1 protein-coding gene (cut by a window edge) is annotated in these 21,391 nt (G+C 38.2%); it reads left to right on the top strand.

All coding sequences use genetic code 11. From position 1 onward, the window contains the following. Positions 1 to 11: 11 nt before the first annotated feature. Positions 12 to 21,391, top strand: the beginning of a protein-coding gene (locus CW752_RS07070; RefSeq protein WP_101239055.1) for a non-ribosomal peptide synthetase. The gene runs 24,295 nt beyond the window's last position; only the first 21,380 of its 45,675 coding nucleotides appear in the window; it begins with the start codon at positions 12 to 14; its stop codon lies beyond the right edge, outside the window.

Genomic DNA, 21,391 nt, shown 5'->3' with positions numbered 1-21,391 from the left:
ATACATTTCTTATGAAGCTAACACCTTACCAATCCACATTTTATAATGAATGGGTATTACACCCATTACGCACTGACTATAACATAATTTTTGACCAGTCTATGTCCGGATATGTAGATATCCAGAGACTGAATTCAAGCTTAGTCAGATTTGTTAATAATAACTTACTGTTGAACAGTAATGTTGTGAGTGAGTCAGAAAATTTAGTTTGGAAACGCAGACCTTTGCTTTCTGAAGATGCACAAATAGTAACATTTATTGCAGAAGAACCCGGCCCTGATGAAGTTTTGCAACTCGCATTACAACCTTTTGATTTGGAAAAAGAGCAGCTGGCAAGGTTCTATGCTATTAAACTGAATAATGGCGGATATAGAATTATTCATATATTTTCCCATATTCTTGTTGACGGATTAAGTGCAAATAGTATTTATGCTGAGCTCAGTACTTTTTACAATGATCTTAGTTATGTAAATCCTATCAGCCTTACAGAACAGGAAATTCGATATGAAAAACTAAGAAATCAGCTTGAAGATACACTGGCAAAAGGGAAAAATGAAATGTCAGAGTTTTGGAAATCCAGTTTGAAGGAAGTTGAAAATATTGGTTTTAAATTTTTACAAACCTCAGACTCAATTCTTCTAGGTTCCCAGGAAAAAGAACTTATTTTGACTAATCCGATAAGTGAACTTCGTTTTCATTTTCCAGAATCGGTATCGCTCAAAGTAAGACAGCTGATCTCAAAATATAAACTAACCCCCTATACTTACGGGCAGTTGATTTTTGCCGTTTTACTTCATAGAATTTCAGGAGTTAATGATTTGGTAATCAATTATCCTGTTGGGATTACAGAAGGGCAGGACTTTATTTTTGGTGCCCATATTAATACGATTTTAAAAGGATACAGATTTGAGGAGAAGTCTTCTCTTCAGGATCTTATCCATCAAAATATAGAATATACCAATCAATTAAAGGCAAGTAAGGCCCGATATTTACCTATTGAGGAACTTATCAGTTATGCACCAACTTCCAATATATTAGAATTTGGATTTGTTCAAACCAGCCTTAAAGATGTGGTTATTCATTATGAAGGTGCCAGTAATGTTATCATTAACAGTGATTTGAATGTCGATTTGGTTGGAAAACTTTCATTTGAGCAGGAAGTAAGAGATGGGCAGATTAACTATAAGGTTCGTTACGCCAATCAAAAGCTTGATGCTGAATTGGTTTCCGGTTTTGTAGATATTTACCAGAGACTGTTTATTGAAATACTGGAAGATCTATTAGAAGGAAACGCTGACAAGCTGATCTCCCAATATCAGCTTTTAAATGAAGATTCTTATCAGAAAGTTATAGGTAATTGGAATACAATAGATTGGGATCATGAGAATAGTAAAACAATTCATCAGGCATTTGAAGATCGTGTTTCAAAAACTCCTGAGGATATTGCATTAGTCTATCAGAATGTTAAACTCACTTATAAAGAGCTGAATGAGCGCTCAAACCGCTTAGCTCATTATTTAATCAATACTTTTGATCTTAAGGCAGATGAACTGGTACCATTGTGCCTGGAAAGATCAGAAAATATGTTGATTGCTATTTTGGCAGTCTTGAAATCCGGAGCAGCCTATGTTCCGATGGACCCTTCATATCCTGCAGACAGAATTGAGCATATTCTCAAAGATACAGGAGCAAGAGTGATTCTTGCAGAAAAGAATACTGCAGAAAAGATTAATCATCTTCCTGTACAATATTTGTCTTTAAATGATTCCAATTTCAAAATTTTGATGGACGAACAGAGTCCATCAAATCCCGTAACTGAAGCTTCTGCAGATCATTTGGCATATGTGATTTATACCAGTGGAACTACAGGACTTCCAAAAGGCGTAATGGTAGAACACCAGAGTGTCATTAATGTTGTAGATAAAGTAAGAGAAGCATATGGTTTTGCTGAAGGAGAAAAAATAACAGCTTATACTTCTTATGTCTTTGATGTTTCCGTATCCGAGTTTTTCAATGCCTTATTATACGGAAATGAGCTTCATGTATTGGATGAAAGCACTAAAAAAGATGCAGATCTTATCAGTAAATATTTGTTAGAAAATAAGATTGCTTATACCTATTTACCACCGGTAATGCTATCCGTGTTACCACGAATAGATTACCCTTCAGTAAAAGGATTACTGTATGCGGGAGAACCGTGTGATTATGAAACAGGAAAATACTGGTCGGGAAAAAAGGTGCTTTATAACCTGTACGGGCCTACAGAAGCCACTATTTATGCGATCTACAAGCAGATAGAACATGGAGATGTCCATATGATTGGTAAACCTGTAGGAAACAGTTCCGCATATATTCTGGATGCATGCCAACAACTGTCACCAGTAGGAGCTGTTGGAGAATTATATTTGGGAGGAATAGGTATTGCAAGAGGATACCTGAACCGCCCTGATCTTACTGAAGAACGTTTTATCAAAAATCCTTTCCAAACGGAACTTCAAAAACAAAAAGGAGTAAATGGGAGATTATATAAAACCGGAGACCTGGTACGCTGGCTTCCTGATGGAAATATAGAATACATTGGCAGAAACGATTTTCAGGTAAAAATCAGAGGTTACAGAATAGAATTGGGAGAAATTGAGGAAAGATTATCTCAGCATCCTGATATCAAGCAGTCTGTAGTTTTAGCCAAAGAAAACAATACAGGAATGAAATATCTGGCAGGATATTATGTTGCTGAAGAAGAGCTGGATGCTGAAAAGCTAACGGAATACTTATCAGAAACATTACCTGAATACATGGTGCCAAGTGTTTTTGTACAGCTAACAGCTTTACCGTTAACAATTAATGGAAAACTAGACAGAAGACAGCTGCCTGAACCTGAATTCAGTGGAGAAAGAGAGTATACAGGTCCTGAAAACGGCCTACAAGAGAAATTATGTAATATTTATGGCCAAATCTTAGGACTTGAGCCTGCAAGCATTGGTATTCATGATGATTTCTTCCGTCTTGGAGGAAATAGTATTATGGCTATTAAACTCATCAGTAAGATCAAGCAGGAGCTGGAAATTCCGGTAAATGTGTCTATGGTATTTGGACATAAAACGGTGGCTTCATTATCTCATATACTTGATGAAAATAATGTTGTTTCTGAACCAATAATCATCAATGCAATACCGGTTTCGAAGCCCGAAGAACAACGTTTGTCTTTTGCACAGGAAAGACTTTGGTTCATAGAATCCTACGAAGGAAGCAGCAGTGTTTACAATGTTCCGATGGTATTTAAGTTGGGAGAAAATGTTTCTCTGGAACTTCTCCAGAAGGCTTTTGATCTGTTGATGCAGCGCCATGAAGTATTGCGAAGTATCATCCTTACAACAGAAGATGGAGTAGGATACCAGAAGGTAACAGACCATAAGCTTAAGATTCATTTCGGACAGGTAGAAACCAGAACAGAACTTGATCAGGCCATAGATTATGTGGCGAATAAAGTTTTCCATCTGGATCAGGAACTTCCGATAAGTGCTTCTGTTTTCAATATGGCGGAGCATGATTACTTGTCTGTGGTGATTCATCATATTGCTTTTGATGGATGGTCTACGGAAATATTTATCAATGAATTTAATGCAATTTATCAAGCGTTACTTGAGGGTAAAGCTCCTCAGCTGCCGGTATTATCTATTCAATATAAAGACTTTGCATTATGGCAGAGAAATTACCTTTCCGGAGATATACTTAACGAGCAGACCTCTTATTGGAAAAATAAACTGGAAGGATTTCAGACCCTGGATCTCCCTTTAGATTTTAAGAGACCCGCTCACGTTTCCTATACCGGAGCAACAACCTATTTTGATCTTCCGGAACAGCTTGCGTCAGGATTGCAGCACCTTTCAAGGGATCTTGGAGTAAGTTTATACAGTGTGATGCTGAGCGGATATTATCTGATGTTATCTGCTTATTCAGGACAGGACGATATTATTGTAGGAAGCCCCGTTGCCAACCGTCACCACGCTGGTCTTGAAAATATCATAGGGTTCTTTGTTAACACTTTTGCTTTAAGAGAAACAATACATCCAGATCAGCAGATAAAAGATTTTATTGTACAGGTTTCAGAATCTATCATCAATGCTCAGTCTCATCAGGATCTTCCATTTGAAAAATTAGTAGAGGAGATGGGTGTAGAACAGGATAATTCGAGAAATCCGATTTTCCAGGTGATGTTTGGAATTCAAAGCTTTGAAGAAAAAGTTTCCCATAAAAATAACAAGGCAATACTCCTTCCTTTTGATGGAGATATCGATTATAAGTCTGCCAAATTCGATCTTACCATGATGATTGATGTTCACGGAGACAATATCCGTGGAATATTCAATTATGCAGTAGCTCTTTTCAAAGACGAGACGATTATCCGTATGAAAGAGACGTATATGCTTATCCTGAACCAATTGATTGAAACAGGAAGTACAGTCTCAAAAAACAATACCATTAAGAATCTCCAGCTTCTGAATGATGAAAACTATCAGAAGATCACAAAAGACTTGAATCATACTGAGTATGATTATCCTGAAGGACATACCATTCACAGGTTATTTGAAGATCAGGCTGCAAAAACACCCGATGCTACGGCTCTGGTGTATCAGAATACCAGATTATCTTATCAAGAACTGAATGAAAGAGCCAATCGTTTGGCTAATCATCTCATTGATGCATATAATGTACAGCCTGATGATCTGATTCCTATATGTTTAGAACGTTCGGAAAATATGCTTGTAGCTATTTTGGGTGTCTTAAAAGCAGGAGCCGCTTACGTTCCAATGGATCCTCAATATCCGGCTGACAGAATCCATCATATTCTTCAAGATACCCAAGCGAAAGTAGTTCTTACAGATGAGGTTTCGAAAGATAAAATTGAAGCAAAGGATGTACAGATTATATCCTTAAATGGTCTTGTATTTAAAGCTATTCTTGAAACAGCATCTTCTCATAACCCTGTTACAAAAGTTACTTCGGAGAATCTTTCGTATGTAATTTATACCAGCGGAACTACAGGTATGCCTAAAGGGGTAATGATTGAACATCAGAATGTAGTTAATGTGGTTTCACAGATCAGAGATGCTTATGGTTTCAGTGAAGGAGAAAAGATAACCGCTTATACCTCTTATGTTTTTGATGTATCTGTATCAGAATTTTTTAATGCCCTGTTATACGGAAATGAGCTGCATCTCCTTGATGAAACCCTTAAAAAAGATGCCGATTCTATAAGCCGATATCTCTTAGATCATGATATTGCCTATGCTTATCTGCCACCGGTGATGCTTTCAGTATTGCCAAGAATAGAATATCCTTTTCTGAAAGGAATGTTATACGCTGGAGAACCTTGTGATTATGAAACCGGTAAATACTGGTCAGAATATACTAATCTTTACAACCTTTACGGACCCACAGAAGCAACCATTTATGCAACTTATAAACAGGTAGAACATGGAGATGTACACCTTATTGGGCGTGCTGTGGGTAATACTTTAGCATATGTATTGGATGCCTATTATCGTCCTGTTCCTGTGGGAGCTATTGGAGAACTTTATCTTGGCGGAAACGGCATTGCAAGAGGGTATCTGAACAGACCGGATCTTACTTCCGAACGTTTTATTTCGAATCCTTTCCAGACTTCACTACAGGAAATTAGGGGAAAAAATGGAAAAATATATAAGACAGGAGATTTGGTACGCCTTCACCCTGATGGAAATATTGAGTATATAGGCAGAAACGACTTCCAGGTAAAAATCCGTGGGTATAGAATTGAATTAGGTGAAATTGAAACCAGAATTCAGGAATACACAGGAGTAAAACAAGCGGTGGTTCTTGCTAAAGAAAATAAGGCAGGAATGAAGTTTCTTGCCGGATATTATGTTTCTGATGAGGTTGTAGCTGAGGATAAACTTACTGCATTTTTATTGGAAACATTGCCTGAATATATGATTCCTGCAGTCTATGTACAGCTTGAAGCTCTTCCTTTAACTATCAACGGAAAACTAGACCGAAGAGCATTACCGGAACCTGAATTTACAAGCATCCAAAAATATACAGCTCCACAAACAGAGCTTCAGAAAAAGCTTTGCCGTATTTATGGTGAAATATTAGGCCTTGATACAGGAGAGATCAGTATTCATGATGATTTCTTCCGTTTGGGAGGGAACAGTATTATGGCGATAAAGCTGATTAGTAAGATTAAGAATTATTTGGATCTCCGTATTCAGGTAACTTCTGTATTTAATCATAAAACCATTGCTTCTCTTGCTTCTTTTCTGGAAACGGAATTCCAGGAAGAAAATATACATATAGAGCCTGTAGTGGTTTCCTCACCAGAGGACCAGCGTTTATCTTTTGCACAGGAAAGACTTTGGTTTATTGAAGCATATGAAGGTGGAAGCAGTGCTTATAATATTCCGATGGTACTCACTTTGAGTCCGGATGCAAAGTTGGAGGAACTTCAAAAATCTCTGGAAACAGTTATTAAAAGACACGAAGTCCTTCGATCTGTAATAAAAACAACAGCAGAAGGAATAGGATATCAGGTTGTTACAGAGGCTCTGCCGGAATTCAAAAAGGTGGATATAAAAACTGAAGAAGAGCTGGAAACTGCGATTAACTCCGTGGCTAATAAGGTATTCCGTCTGGAAGAAGAGCTTCCTGTAGATATTACTTTATTTAGACTGAACGATCAGTACTATTTATCTGTTGTCGTCCATCATATCGCATTTGACGGATGGTCTGTAGACATTATTTTAAATGAAATTCAGGCAGTATATGAAGCTTTAATTAACAAAACGGCTCATCAGCTTCCTGATCTTGCTGTTCAATATAAAGACTTTGCTCTTTGGCAGAGAAATTATCTGAAAGGAGAAGTATTAGATAAGCAAATTAAGTATTGGAAAGGAATATTAGAAGACTTTGAGTCTCTTAATTTACCGCTGGATTTCAAACGTCCGGCTCAGATTTCTTATGAAGGAGCTGCCATTTACTTTGATTTGGCTCCAGAAGTAGCTTCAGGATTAAGAAAAATTTCCAGAGATCTTGGAGTAAGCTTATACAGCGTGATGTTAAGTGGATATTATCTGATGTTGTCTGCTTATTCAGGACAGAAAGACATTATTCTGGGAAGCCCGATCTCCAATCGTCACCATGCCGGCCTTGAAGATATTGTTGGTTTCTTTGTTAATACGCTGGCACTGAGAGAAAATGTGAATTCCGGACAGAATTTTAAAAACTTTATTCTTCAGGTATCTCAATCTGTGGCAGAAGCACAGTCTCATCAGGATCTTCCATTTGAAAAATTGGTGGAAGAACTGGGTGTAGAACAGGATATGTCCCGTCATCCTGTATTTCAGGTGATGTTTGGCGTTCAAAGCTTTGGAAGAGAGACCCAAAAAGACGCTGTATTCTCACTTTTTGAAGGCGAAATAGATTATCAGGCTGCGAAGTTTGATTTGACTACGATGATTGATGATGGTGAAGAGAAGATAAAAGGGATGTTTAATTATTCAGTTTCTCTTTTCAGTAAAGATACCATTCTGAAAATGAAAGATACCTATGTTCTGCTTTTAGAACAGATTGCAGCGATAGGTACTGAAAATGCAGCGAATACTACAATTAATGATTTCCAGTTCCTTACTCATACAGAGTATAAGAAAGTAACAGAAGACTGGAATGACACGGTTACAGAGTATCCATCCAATAAAACCATTCATCAGCTTTTTGAAGATCAGGTGATAAAGACTCCGGATCATATAGCTTTGGTATATCAGGATATTCAACTTTCCTATCAGGAATTAAATGAAAAGTCAAACCGGTTAGCCCATTATCTGATCGGGAAATATAATATTCAACCGGACGAAATTATTCCTTTATGTCTGGAACGCAGTGAAAATATGCTGATTGCTATTTTAGGAGTTCTGAAATCAGGAGGAGCATATGTGCCGGTTGATCCATCATATCCTTCAGACAGAATCAGACATATTCTTGAAGATACTCAGGCAAGGTTAGTAATAGGTCAGGAAAGTACAGTTGAGAAATTAAAAGATCAAAATGCAGAACTTATTTCTCTGGATGAGGTTCAACATAAAGCACAGCTGGAAATAGCAGATTCAAACAATCCGGCTACCAAAACAAAATCTGAGAATCTAGCTTATGTGATTTACACAAGTGGAACAACAGGACTTCCGAAAGGAGTTATGGTGGAACATAGAGGAGTGGTAAACCTGGCGAAACAACATCAGTCTCTTGTGTCGGGGGATTCAACCTATAAAAACTGTTTGTGGTATGCTAACTATGTCTTTGATGCCCATGTTGCGGAGCTTTTCCCTTTCATTACTCATGGTCATAGCATCTATCTGCTGGATAAAGAAAAACAGACTGATATTGCAGCATTGCAAAATTATATCAATGAAAATAATATCCGGATCGCAACCATTCCGCCTGTACTTCTTACCAAGGACTATATTTTACCTTTAGAGAAACTGATAGTAGCAGGAGACATAACCAATCCACAGTTGATGGCTCTTTATCAGACTGAAGGAGTAGATATTATTAATGCCTATGGACCTACTGAAGGAACCGTTTGTGCTACTCTTCATTATTACAAAGAAGATAATAATTCGTTGAATATAGGGCGTCCAATTGGAAATATGACCTCTTATGTTCTGGATGAAACCCTTCGTCCTGTTCCCGTTGGAGCAATAGGAGAATTGTATATCGGCGGAGCAGGTATTACCAGAGGATACCTGAACCGTCCTGAACTTACGGAAGAACGTTTTATTATCAATCCTTTCCAAAGCTTAGAAGATAAAGAAAATGGTAAAAACGGACGATTATATAAAACAGGGGATTTAGTACGCTGGCTTGCTAATGGAGAACTGGAATACCTGGGCAGAAATGATTTCCAGGTAAAAATCCGAGGATATAGAATTGAATTAGGAGAAATTGAAAATACATTAGTACGTTATCCGGGAATTCGCCAGACAGCGGTTTTAGCTAAAGAAAATAAAGCTGGATTGAAATATCTGGCCGGATATTATGTTTCCGATTCCGAAATAGATTCTCACCTTCTATCTGAATATGTATCAGAATCTTTGCCGGAATATATGGTTCCCGCAGTTTTTGTTCATTTGGAGGCTTTACCGCTCACAATTAATGGAAAGCTGGATAGAAAACAACTTCCGGAACCCGAATTTACAGGTAGCAAAGACTATATTGCTCCACAAACCGAAATTCAGATTAAGCTTTGTCAGATTTATGGCAGCGTGTTGGGAATTGATGTTGAAACGATCAGTATTCATGATGATTTCTTCAGATTAGGAGGCGACAGTATCATAAGTATTCAGCTGGTAGGAAGAATCAGACAGCAATTGGATGTAAAAATAAGCGTGAAAGAGGTCTTCACGTCCCGAACAGCAGCAGCACTGTCTTTACTTATTGAAGAGAAAAAACAGAACGAGCAAACACAAATTGCAACAGAACAGGGGCTTCTTACAGGAGAGGTTTCCTTACTTCCTGTTCAGGAATGGTTCTTTAGCAAGAAAGAACAGGGATATCTTGCAGATTTCAATCATTGGAATCAGGCTTTCCTTGTCAATGTTCCAGAGCTTGATAAAGAATTACTGGAAGAATCTATCCAGCATTTGATAGAAAGACATGATGCATTCAGATTAAAATTTGAAAGAGGAGAGAGTGGATATACTCAAACCTATGGAAATACTCAGAATTTCCCGTCTCTTAAGTATTTGGATGCTTCCGTTCTGAATAAAGAAGAATTATCAAAAATACTTACAGAATGGCAGTCTGGTTTTGATATTGAACAAGGACCGTTGTATCAGATAGGATACATCAATGGATATGAAGATGGCAGCGCGAGACTTTATTTCGCTTTTCATCATTTGATTATTGATGCAGTAAGCTGGAGGATTATTACAGAAGACATAAAGAATATCTATCAGTCTCTTGAAAAAGGAGATAGAGAAAAAGTTCTTTCCCATACGAAGGGAAGCAGTTATCGTCAATGGGTAAATGCTGTAAAAGACTATCGCTCTGAAGATACTGAATCCAGAATCAAAGAATTGCTATACTGGAATACATCCGCAGAGACAACAGAAGCTCATAATAAAGTGCTGGATCGTTTCATCATAAAAGATTCTTATCGCAGTAGCCTGATTTTAAATAAAGAAACAACAGAAGCTTTAATCAGAAATACGCATCACGTTTATCAGACTCAGATTAACGATCTATTGCTTTCAGCGTTGTCAATTTCGCTTACAAAATTAACAGGGGAGGAATCTCATGCTGTTCTTTTAGAAAGCCATGGCCGTGAAGAAGTATTTCCGCAGCTTGATATTACAGAAACCGTAGGATGGTTCACTACAATGTTCCCTTTACTCCTGAAAAATGGAAAAGGATTGGCAGAGACTATCATTTTGACCAAAGAATCCTTGAGAAGTGTTCCTCATAATGGAATTGGTTATGGAAGTTTAGTGGGATATACTGAACGTGCGCTGCCAAAGGTAAGTTTCAATTATTTAGGACAATTAGATCAGGAAACAGGAGAGCAAAACTGGTTTATTGCAGCTGAAGATGCCGGATCGGGAATAGGAAAAAATAATCGTGACAGTCACTATATCAGCATGAATGGTGCTGTTGTGGATGGACAATTACGCTTTGAAATTGCAGGATATCTGCCGGAAGAACAGATTAAACTTTTAACAGAAGATTTTAAAGCCAATATTGAAACTATCGTTGAAACTCTTTCTCAGGAAACACAAAGTTATCTAACTCCGTCCGATGTAGACCATGTGGTAGACTTTGAACAGCTTACAGAGATCCAAAAAACAGCGGAAATAGAAGGCGTATATCTTGCTAACAGTTTACAGGAAGGGTTTGTATACCACGCTTTAAATCAGGGAGAAAAAGATGATGCCTACAGGGTGCAGTTATTATGGGATTATAATGCTGTTCTGGATGCAGAAAGCCTTAAAAAAGCCTGGAGTCTTACTCAGGCTGCTTATCCTTCATTGAGGATGAGATTCGACTGGAATGGAGAGATTGTTCAGGTCATCAATAAAAATGGAAATGTAGACTGGCGTTATCAGGATATCAGCGATATGACTGAAGATGTTCAGGAAACATTCATTAAAGATAGTACAGCAAAAGACCGTTTTGAAGGGTATGATCTTTCCAAAGGAGATCTCTTCAGAGTATATTTGTTTAAACGTTCGAAAGATCAGTATACCTGTTTGTTCAGTAACCATCATGCTATTTTGGATGGATGGAGTATCCCGGTAATTCTTAACAGTATCCATACCCATTATCTGAACCTTACCAAAGGGGAGAAAATTACTGTTGTACCAGATCAGGCCTATACAGATACCCAAAGATACCTTCGGGATCATAAAGAAACAGCCAGAGGATTCTGGAATACTTATATGAAGTCTTTGGAAGATCAGGAAGACTTAAGCGGGCTCATTAAAGCATCTCAAAGACATATTGACTTAGGAACATACCGCCATATCCAAGATCATCAACAGGTAAAAATGACGATTGATGGGGATCAATATGATTTACTTAAAGCCTTTACAAAGACTCACGGATTAACGGTAAATGCTATATTACAGTACCTGTGGCATCAACAGCTGAGAATCTATGGCGGGTTAAGTACAACAGTTGTAGGAACAACGGTATCAGGACGAAGCTTGCCAATAGATGGAATAGAGTCTTCTGCAGGATTATACATCAACACATTGCCATTAATCGTTAGCCATGAAGAAGGAAGAGTGGTAGATCATATCAAAGAAATTCAGAATAGAATCAGTGATATTAATACCCATAGTGACATTAACCTGGCAGAACTGCATCATGATGGGCGCAGGATTTTCAGCAGCTTATTTGTGTATGAAAACTATCCTGTACCAGAAGGAGAAGATCAGAATGAACTCGGTTTTGTTTTCAGAGATGCCGTGGAAAAGCTGGATTATCCGCTGGGAATTGTTGCTTTTGAAAGAGGAAGTGAAGTTTCATTAACCCTAAACTATGAAGGGTTTCTGTTTGATCATGAAATGATGGGTCAAATGATTGAGGGAATGCAGGTTTCACTTGGCCAGATCCTTGAAAATGAAAATATAACATCATCCGGATTACACCTTCTTACACAGGAAAAATATAAAAAGATCACCGAAGACTGGAATAACACCTGGCATGAATTCTCATCAGAAAAAACCATCCATGAGCTTTTCGAAAATCAGGTTGCACAAACACCGGATCATATTGCGGTGGTTTATAAGGGTATTGAACTTTCCTATAGAGAACTTAATGAAAAAGCCAATCGTTTGGCGCATTATCTTATTGAAAAATATGATGTTCAGCCGGACGAGATGATTCCGTTATGTCTGAACCGTTCAGATGATATGTTGATCTCCATTCTTGCCGTATTAAAGGCTGGAGCGGGCTATGTTCCTATGGATCCAACCCATCCTGCCGATAGAATAAAACATATTCTTAATGATACCGGAGCCAGAATTGTCTTCGCACATGCTGATGCAGCACTCAAAATACGTACAATAGATACCCAGCCGGTTTCTCTATTGGTTTTGGATGATTTGGAGCTGAAAGAAGAGATAAAAGGATACAGCTGTTCAAATCCATTTACCCATGTTACGCATTCTCATCTTGCCTATGTAATCTATACCAGTGGAACTACAGGGCTGCCTAAAGGCGTGATGCAGGAACATAAGAATGTAATACGTTTATTTAAAGCAACAGATCACGGCTATAATTTTACGGATAAGGATGTCTGGACTTTATTCCACTCCTATGTATTTGATTTCAGTGTACTTGAAATATGGGGAGCTCTGTTATACGGGGGGAAATTGCTTGTCCCTTCATCTGAGCAGATTAAAGATCTAAACTTACTCTTTACATTATGTTTAGAACAGCAAATTACTATTCTTTGTCAGACCCCAACGGCATTTGGACAATTTATTGAGGTAGCTCTTGAAAAAGAAGATCAACTCAATCACCTTCGTTATGTAATTTTAGGTGGTGAGACCCTGAATCCAGGTATTTTGGAATCCTGGAATGAACGTTATCATAAAAATTGCTCCGTTATTAATATTTATGGCCCTACTGAAACTACTGTTTTTGTAACCTATAAAAAGTTCCATTCAGATAATAAGGACAATGCCTTTACACGTAAAAATGTTCTTGGCCAGGATGTTTATATTCTTGATGCTGAGCTTAATCAGGTTCAGTTTGGATCTATAGGAGAGCTTTACATAGGCGGACCTGGTATTGCCAGAGGATATTTGAATCAGCCGGAACTAACTGCTCAACGTTTCATTAATAATCCATTCCAAGAGGCGGTCTCTAATAAAAATGGAGAAAACGAAAGACTGTATAAAACAGGGGATACTGCCAGATATCTTCCTAATGGCAGCATTGAATACATCAATAGAAATAGTTCCCACACTAATTTTGTTATTAGCCCAACCAAGCCAGAGGAAATTGAAAATGATGTGCATTCTGTTTCAGAATATGAATTTTCTGCTGATACAGAGAATAATTATTTAACTCAAAAAACAATACATCATATATTTGAAAATCAGGTAATTAAAACGCCTGATAATATTGCTGTTATCTATCAGGCCAATAAGCTGTCTTATTTTGAATTGAATGAGAAAGCCAATCGTTTAGCCAATTATCTTATAAAGACATACGGTATTAAACCGGATGACCTGATTCCCCTTTGTCTGAATCGTTCCGAGCAAATGCTTATTGCGATTCTTGCAGTAATGAAAGCAGGTGCAGCGTATGTACCTGTAGATCCGTCATATCCTGCAAAAAGAATACAGCATATCCTAAAAGACACCAGTGCTTTACTGGTTATTGCTCAGGAAACTACAAAAGAGGCAATATCTCAGAATGCAGAAAAGCCGCTGGATATTATCTCTTTAGACAATATGTCTTTCATCAGTACCCTTGCAGGAATGAGCACAGATAACCCTCTTACGAAAGGTACGGAAGAAAACCTTGCCTATGTAATTTATACCAGTGGAACAACGGGTATGCCTAAAGGGGTAATGATAGAGCATAAAGGTGCTGTTAATTTAATTCATGATCTCTATCCTCGTTACGGATTAAACAGTTCCGATGTTATTCTGCAGTTTGCCAACTATGTGTTTGATGCCTCTATAGAGCAGATTTTGCTCGCTATATTAAATGGAAATACTTTAGTCTTCATAGACAGTCAAAATCTGTTACTCAATGAAGAAGAGTTTATAAAAACATTGACGGATCATAACGTTTCTTATATCCACCTTACGCCTTCCGTACTGCAAAGTATAGATGTTACTAAGGTGAAAAGCTTGCGTATACTGAACTCAGGCGGGGAAGCCTTATCCTCAGATTTACACAAAAAATTAAAAGAAGGAGCATTTAAATTAGTCAATTCCTATGGCCCTACTGAGACTACAGTAACATCTCTTGTCAATACCAACAGCAGAGTTAATAATATTGGACGGCCAATCAGCAATACAAGTATTTATGTGCTTGATGCTTACCATCGTCCGGTACCGGTAGGTGCTATTGGAGAACTCTATATTGGTGGGGCAGGCGTTGCCAGAGGCTATTTGAACCGTTCCGAACTTACTGTAGAACGCTTTCAAGAAAATCCTTTCCAGACAAAAGAGCAGAAAGAAAAAGGAGAAAACGGACGTATCTATAAAACAGGCGATCTTGTTCGTTATCTGCCTTCCGGAGAACTTGAATACATGGGAAGAAATGACTTCCAGGTAAAAATCCGTGGGTATAGAATAGAGCTGGGCGAAATTGAAAACAGGCTTCAGGAATATCCGGAGGTAAGACAATCCGTTGTGTTGGCTAAAGAAAATAAAGCAGGACTTAAATACCTTGTAGGCTATTATGTTTCAGATTCTTCAATAGAAGCAGGACTTCTTACTACCTTTTTATCACAAACATTACCGGAATATATGGTGCCTGTGGCATTCGTACACCTTAGTTCACTGCCGCTAACCATCAATGGAAAACTGGACCGACGAGGGCTTCCTGAACCTGAATTTACAGCAGGAACAGATTACACAGCCCCTGAAACTGAACTACAAAAACAATTATGTCAGATCTATGCCCTGGTTCTTGGTTTGGAGGCAGCCAACATAGGAATACATGATGATTTCTTCAGATTAGGAGGAAACAGTATCATGGCCATCAAACTTATCAGTAAGATTAAACAGGTTCTTGGTATAAGAGTAGAAGTAGCTGCAATTTTCAGCCATAAAACAATTGCTTCTTTAGCTGAAGTGTTAATGGATGAAACCCATATTGAAGAGCAGGTTGCCATTACCTCTATAAAAGTTAATACTCCTGAAGAACAAAGATTATCGTTTGCTCAGGAAAGGCTTTGGTTTATTGAAACCTATGAAGGCGGAAGCAGTGCCTACAATATTCCAATGACGGCAATTCTGGATCAGAAAACGGATATTTCTATTTTACAGAAAGCTTTCGAAGAAGTTATTAAGCGTCATGAAGTTCTACGTTCCATCATTAAAACAACAGAAGATGGAATAGGCTACCAAGTGGTTACTAACAGCATTCCTGAATGGAAAGTGACTGAAATAAACACAAGAAAAGATCTAGATGAAGCCATCAACAAATGTGCTAATAAAGTCTTCCGACTTGATACAGAGATCCCTGTTGAAATTAATATTTTCAGATTTGAAAACCGATATTATCTGTCAGCAGTCATTCACCATATTGCTTTTGATGGATGGTCTACGGATATATTCCTGAAAGAAATCCAAACAATCTATCAGGCTTTTCTTAATAATGAACATACTGAGGTGCTTTCTGATCTGCCAGTACAGTACAAAGATTATGCTTTATGGCAGCGTGATTACCTTTCCGGGCATCGCCTCGAAAAACAGATCAGCTATTGGAAAGATAAACTGGAAGATTTCCAGAATTTGGATCTTCCTACAGATTTCAGAAGACCTTCTCAAATATCCTACGAAGGAGAAAATCTATATTTCAGCTTAGATGGAGAACAAAGTGAAAAGCTGAGAACGCTGTCTAAAAACCTTGGAATAAGCCTGTATTCTGTAATGTTAGGAGGCTATTATTTAATGCTTTCTGCGTATTCAGGGCAGGATGATATTGTGGTAGGAAGTCCTATTGCCAATCGTCATCATGCAGGACTAGAAGATATTATAGGATTCTTTGTCAACACACTGGCATTGAGAGAAACCCTGGATACTAAGCAAAACCTTAGAGACTTCCTTCTTCAGGTTTCAAAATCAGTTACCGAAGCACAGTCTCATCAGGATCTGCCATTCGAAAAGCTGGTAGAAGAACTTGGAGTAGAGCAGGATACCTCAAGACACCCTGTTTTCCAGGTAATGTTTGGCCTTCAGAATTTTGGAAGCGATTCTTCTTCTCAAAATAATCAGGACAGGCTGTTGTATCCTTTTGATGGAGAAATAGACTATCAGGTGGCTAAATTTGATCTGACGACGATGATTGATGATGGAGAAGATCACATCAAAGGAATGTTCAACTATGCTAAAGCCATTTTCTCAAAAGAAACGGTTGGAAACATGATCCGTTCTTATGAGTTTTTACTGGAGCAGATAGCAGAAGGTGATGGTCAGAAGGAAATGACACTTTCTGAATTGAATCTGGTTCCTCTTGAGCAAAATAAGAAATTAACAGAAGAATGGAACGCCACCTATAAAGCATATCCGTCAGAAATAACAATCCATCAGCTTTTTGAAGATCAGGTGAAAAAGACTCCTGCTCAAACAGCTTTGGTGTATCAGAATATCCGTTTCTCTTATCAGGAACTGAATGAAAAAGCCAATCAGCTGGCTCATTATCTGATTGACAATTATGCTCTTCAGCCAGATGATCTGGTACCAATATGCCTGGAGCGTTCTGAAAATATATTGATCGCTATTCTTGCTATATTAAAATCAGGAGCAGCTTATGTTCCAATGGATCCTTCTTATCCATCAGACAGAATACAGCATATTCTTCAGGATACACAGGCTAAGTTGGTTATTGGGCAGGAAAGTACAGCAGGAAAGCTGGAAAATACAGCCGTTGAGCTTCTTTCTATACATGAGGTAAGCCTTCAAGCAAAACTTGAAATAACATCATCTGAAAATCCTGTTATCCAGGTAAATGCTAATCATCTTGCTTATGTGATCTACACCAGTGGAACAACTGGATTGCCAAAAGGAGTAATGATTGAACATTCAGGAGTGATAAACCTCATTGAATCAATGATAAAGGCTCACCGACTTCAAGAATATCAGGAAGTAGGATGTTACTCTAACTATGTATTTGATGCTTTTGTATACGAAGCATTTCCGGTGTTATGTAATGGAAATACTTTGTGGTTGTACAGCAATGAGCTTAGAACATCAGTAGGAGAACTTAATCAATACGTCAAAGAAAATAATATTGAAGTTTCATTTATTCCGCCCGTTCTGTTAAGAGAAGTGGTAGAGAACGGAACCAATCTGAAACTGATATTTGCCGGAGGTGAAAGTTTCCCTGCCCTGGATAAAAATATTGATGATATTATTTTTGTGAACGAATATGGTCCTACAGAAGGAACCGTCTGTGCAACGCTTCATTACTATAAAGAAGATAGAAATCCATTGAATATCGGTGGACCGATTGCCAATACTTATGCATACGTTCTCGATCAGCAAAATCGCCTGGTTCCGATAGGAGCTGTAGGTGAGCTGTACATTGGAGGAGCAGGGATTGCAAGAGGGTATTTAAATCGTCCTGAACTTACCGAAGAACGTTTCATTTCAAATCCTTTCCAGACTTCAGACCAGAAAGAAAGAGGAGAGAACAGCCGTTTATACAAAACCGGGGATTTAGTTCGCTGGTTATCGAATGGAGAACTGGAATATGTGGGAAGAAACGACTTCCAGGTGAAAATCCGTGGGTATCGTATCGAATTAGGAGAAATTGAAAATACACTGTTAGGATATTCTGAAATTCGTCAGGTTGCTGTATTGGCCAAAGAAAACAAATCCGGATTGAAATATCTGGCGGCGTATTATGTTTCTGATGAGGCTATAGATTCAGAACTGCTTTCAGAATATTTATCAGCATCTCTTCCTGAATATATGGTTCCTGGTGCTTTTGTTCATTTAACGACTTTACCAGTAACGATCAATGGAAAATTAGACAGAAAAGCACTACCTGAACCGGATTTTACAGGCAGCAAAGAATATACAGCTCCGGAGACGACTCTTCAGAAACAGCTTTGCCAGGTTTATGGTGAAGTATTAGGATTGGATGCAGATACCATCAGCATTCATGATGATTTCTTCAGATTGGGTGGAAATAGTATCATGGCCATCAAGCTTATCAGTAAAATCAAGCAGACTTTACAGATACAGGTAGAAGTTGCCAAAATATTCAATCATAAAACGATTGCTCTGTTATCAACTGTTTTATCAGATGAAAACCATAACAATGAACAGGTTACGATTACTCCTGTAAAGGTTAACACCCCAGAAGAGCAGAGTTTATCTTTTGCTCAGGAAAGACTGTGGTTTATTGAAAATTATGAAGGCGGAACCAGCGCTTATAATATTCCAATGGCCTTCCTTCTTGATAAAAATACAGATATTACAACCCTTTGTAAAGCATTGGATGCTATTGTAATGCGTCATGAAGTACTTCGTTCAGTCATTCGCATGACCGATGAAGGAAAAGGCTGGCAATTGGTTATGAATGATATTCCTGCTATTCATCAGTATGAAGTGAAAACAATGCAGGAACTGGAAGAAAAAGTGAGCCGCGTGGCTAATAAAATCTTCAAGTTGGAAGAAGAACTGCCTATAGATATCAACATCTTTAGGCTTGAAGAAAGCCATTATTTATCAGTAGTGATTCATCATATTGCATTTGATGGATGGTCCACAGATATCTTCTTAAAAGAGCTAATCACTATTTACAATGCGATTAAACAAGGGCAACCCCATGAATTGGCTGCATTAAAGATCCAATACAAGGATTTTGCATTATGGCAGCGTAATTATCTTACTGGAGAAAGGCTTGAACAACAGATCGGTTACTGGAAAAACAAACTTGGAGGATTCCAGAACCTTGATCTGGCAACAGACTTCAAGAGACCAGCTCAAATATCGTATGAAGGAGAAAATATCTATTTCAGCCTTAATGAAGAGCAGACTCAAAAGTTAAAAAATCTCTCAAAAGACCTTGGAGTAAGCTTGTATAGTATTTTGTTAGGAGGATATTACTTAACACTTTCCGCTTATTCCGGACAGGATGATATTATTGTAGGAAGTCCTATTGCAAACCGTCACCATGCAGGTCTCGAAGAGATGATCGGATTCTTTGTCAATACATTGGCACTCAGAGAAACTATTGATCCGAATCAGCAGATAAAAGACTTTATCTTACAGGTTGCTCAATCAGTGACGGAAGCACAGTCTTATCAGGATCTTCCTTTTGAAAAATTAGTGGAAGAGCTTGGGGTAGAGAAAGATACTTCAAGACATCCTGTGTTCCAGGTGATGTTTGGGCTTCAGAGTTTTGGAGAAGACGTTTCTCAATCGGAAAATGAAAACACATTGTTATATCCTTTCAATGGAAATATTGATTATCAGGTAGCTAAGTTTGATCTGACGACTATGATTAACGATATCGGCCATAGTTTACAGGGAATGTTCAATTATGCGAAATCTGTTTTCTCAAAAGAAACCGTTCAGAATATGTTGAATACATATCTGTTCCTGCTTGGTCAGATCGCAGAAATCAATGATACAGAAAGTCTTGCTATATCCGAATTGGATTTAATTTCTGAAGAACAAAATGAAGCTGTTTCTAAGCTATGGTCTTGTGGAATTGACTATCCGAGTGATACCACCATTCATCAGTTATTTGAAAATCAGGTTGAGAGAACACCAGACCATACAGCAATCGTTTATCAGGCCGTAAGACTCTCTTATCGTGAGTTAAATGAACGAGCTAACCGTTTGGCAAACTACCTTATCAAAACGTATGATATTCAGCCAGATGATCTTATTCCTTTATGTTTGGAGCGTTCAGAAGAAATGCTTGTAGCTATTCTGGCTGTGTTAAAATCCGGTGGAGCTTATGTGCCGATGGATCCGTCATATCCAGCAGATAGAATCAAACATATTCTTACCGATACAGGCGCAAAAATCGTCATTACCCAAGGTGGTTCTGAGCTTAATGTTCTTGAAGCTTGCGGAGAGGAAACTTCCATGTTAATTTTGAACGATCCGGAACTGGAAACAGTTCTTGAAAACTACAGCATTGAAAACCCTGTTACTTCCGTAGCATCTCATCATCTGGCATATGTAATCTACACCAGTGGAACCACAGGAATGCCAAAAGGAGTACTGCAGGAACACTGCAATGTGTCCCGTTTGTTTAGTGCGACCGATCATTGGTATCAGTTCAATGACAAAGACGTTTGGAGCTTATTCCATTCCTATGTCTTTGACTTTAGTGTATGGGAAATCTGGGGAGCTCTGTTCTATGGCGGAAAATTATTAGTTCCATCTTCTGAACAGACCAAAGACACGAACTTATTCTTCAGCTTATGTTTAGAAGAAGGCTTAACGGTATTAAACCAAACCCCAACTGCCTTCTACCAGTTTATTGATACCGCACTTCAGAGAGAAGAACAGCTAAGTAGTCTTCGCTATGTGATCTTTGGTGGAGAAGCCTTAAATCTGGCCTCTTTAAAACCTTGGTATGAGCGTTATCATTCCGCACCAACACTGATTAACATGTATGGAATTACTGAGACCACCGTCCATGTAACCTACAAGAAATTGAGAGCAGAAGACTTGGACAAAGCTTCCTTAATTGGGGAGAATATTCCTGACCAAGGCATGTATATCCTTGATAAACATCTTCGTGCCGTTCCGGTAGGAGCAGTAGGAGAATTGTATGTAGGCGGAGCAGGAATAGCAAGAGGCTACCTGAACCGTGAAGAACTTACAGCCGAACGTTTCATCACTAATCCTTTCCAGACTTTAGAAGAAAAGAATCAGGAAATAAATGGAATCCTTTACAAAACCGGAGATTTAGTACGCTATCTTGCAGACGGTGAACTGGAATATATCGGAAGAAACGACTTCCAGGTGAAGATCCGCGGCTATAGAATAGAATTAGGAGAAATAGAAAACAGACTTCAGGAATACCCGGAAGTAAAACAAGCTGTTGTTCTGGCTAAAGAAAACAAAGCCGGACTGAAATACCTTGTTGGCTATTATGTCTCAGAAAAAGCAAATGAAGTAAGTGATCTTACTGCATT

The organism is Chryseobacterium sp. PMSZPI (genome assembly GCF_002835665.1).
Taxonomy (GTDB): domain Bacteria; phylum Bacteroidota; class Bacteroidia; order Flavobacteriales; family Weeksellaceae; genus Chryseobacterium.
Note: the sequence above shows the minus strand (reverse complement) of the source record. Positions and strands in the feature narration are given on the sequence as shown.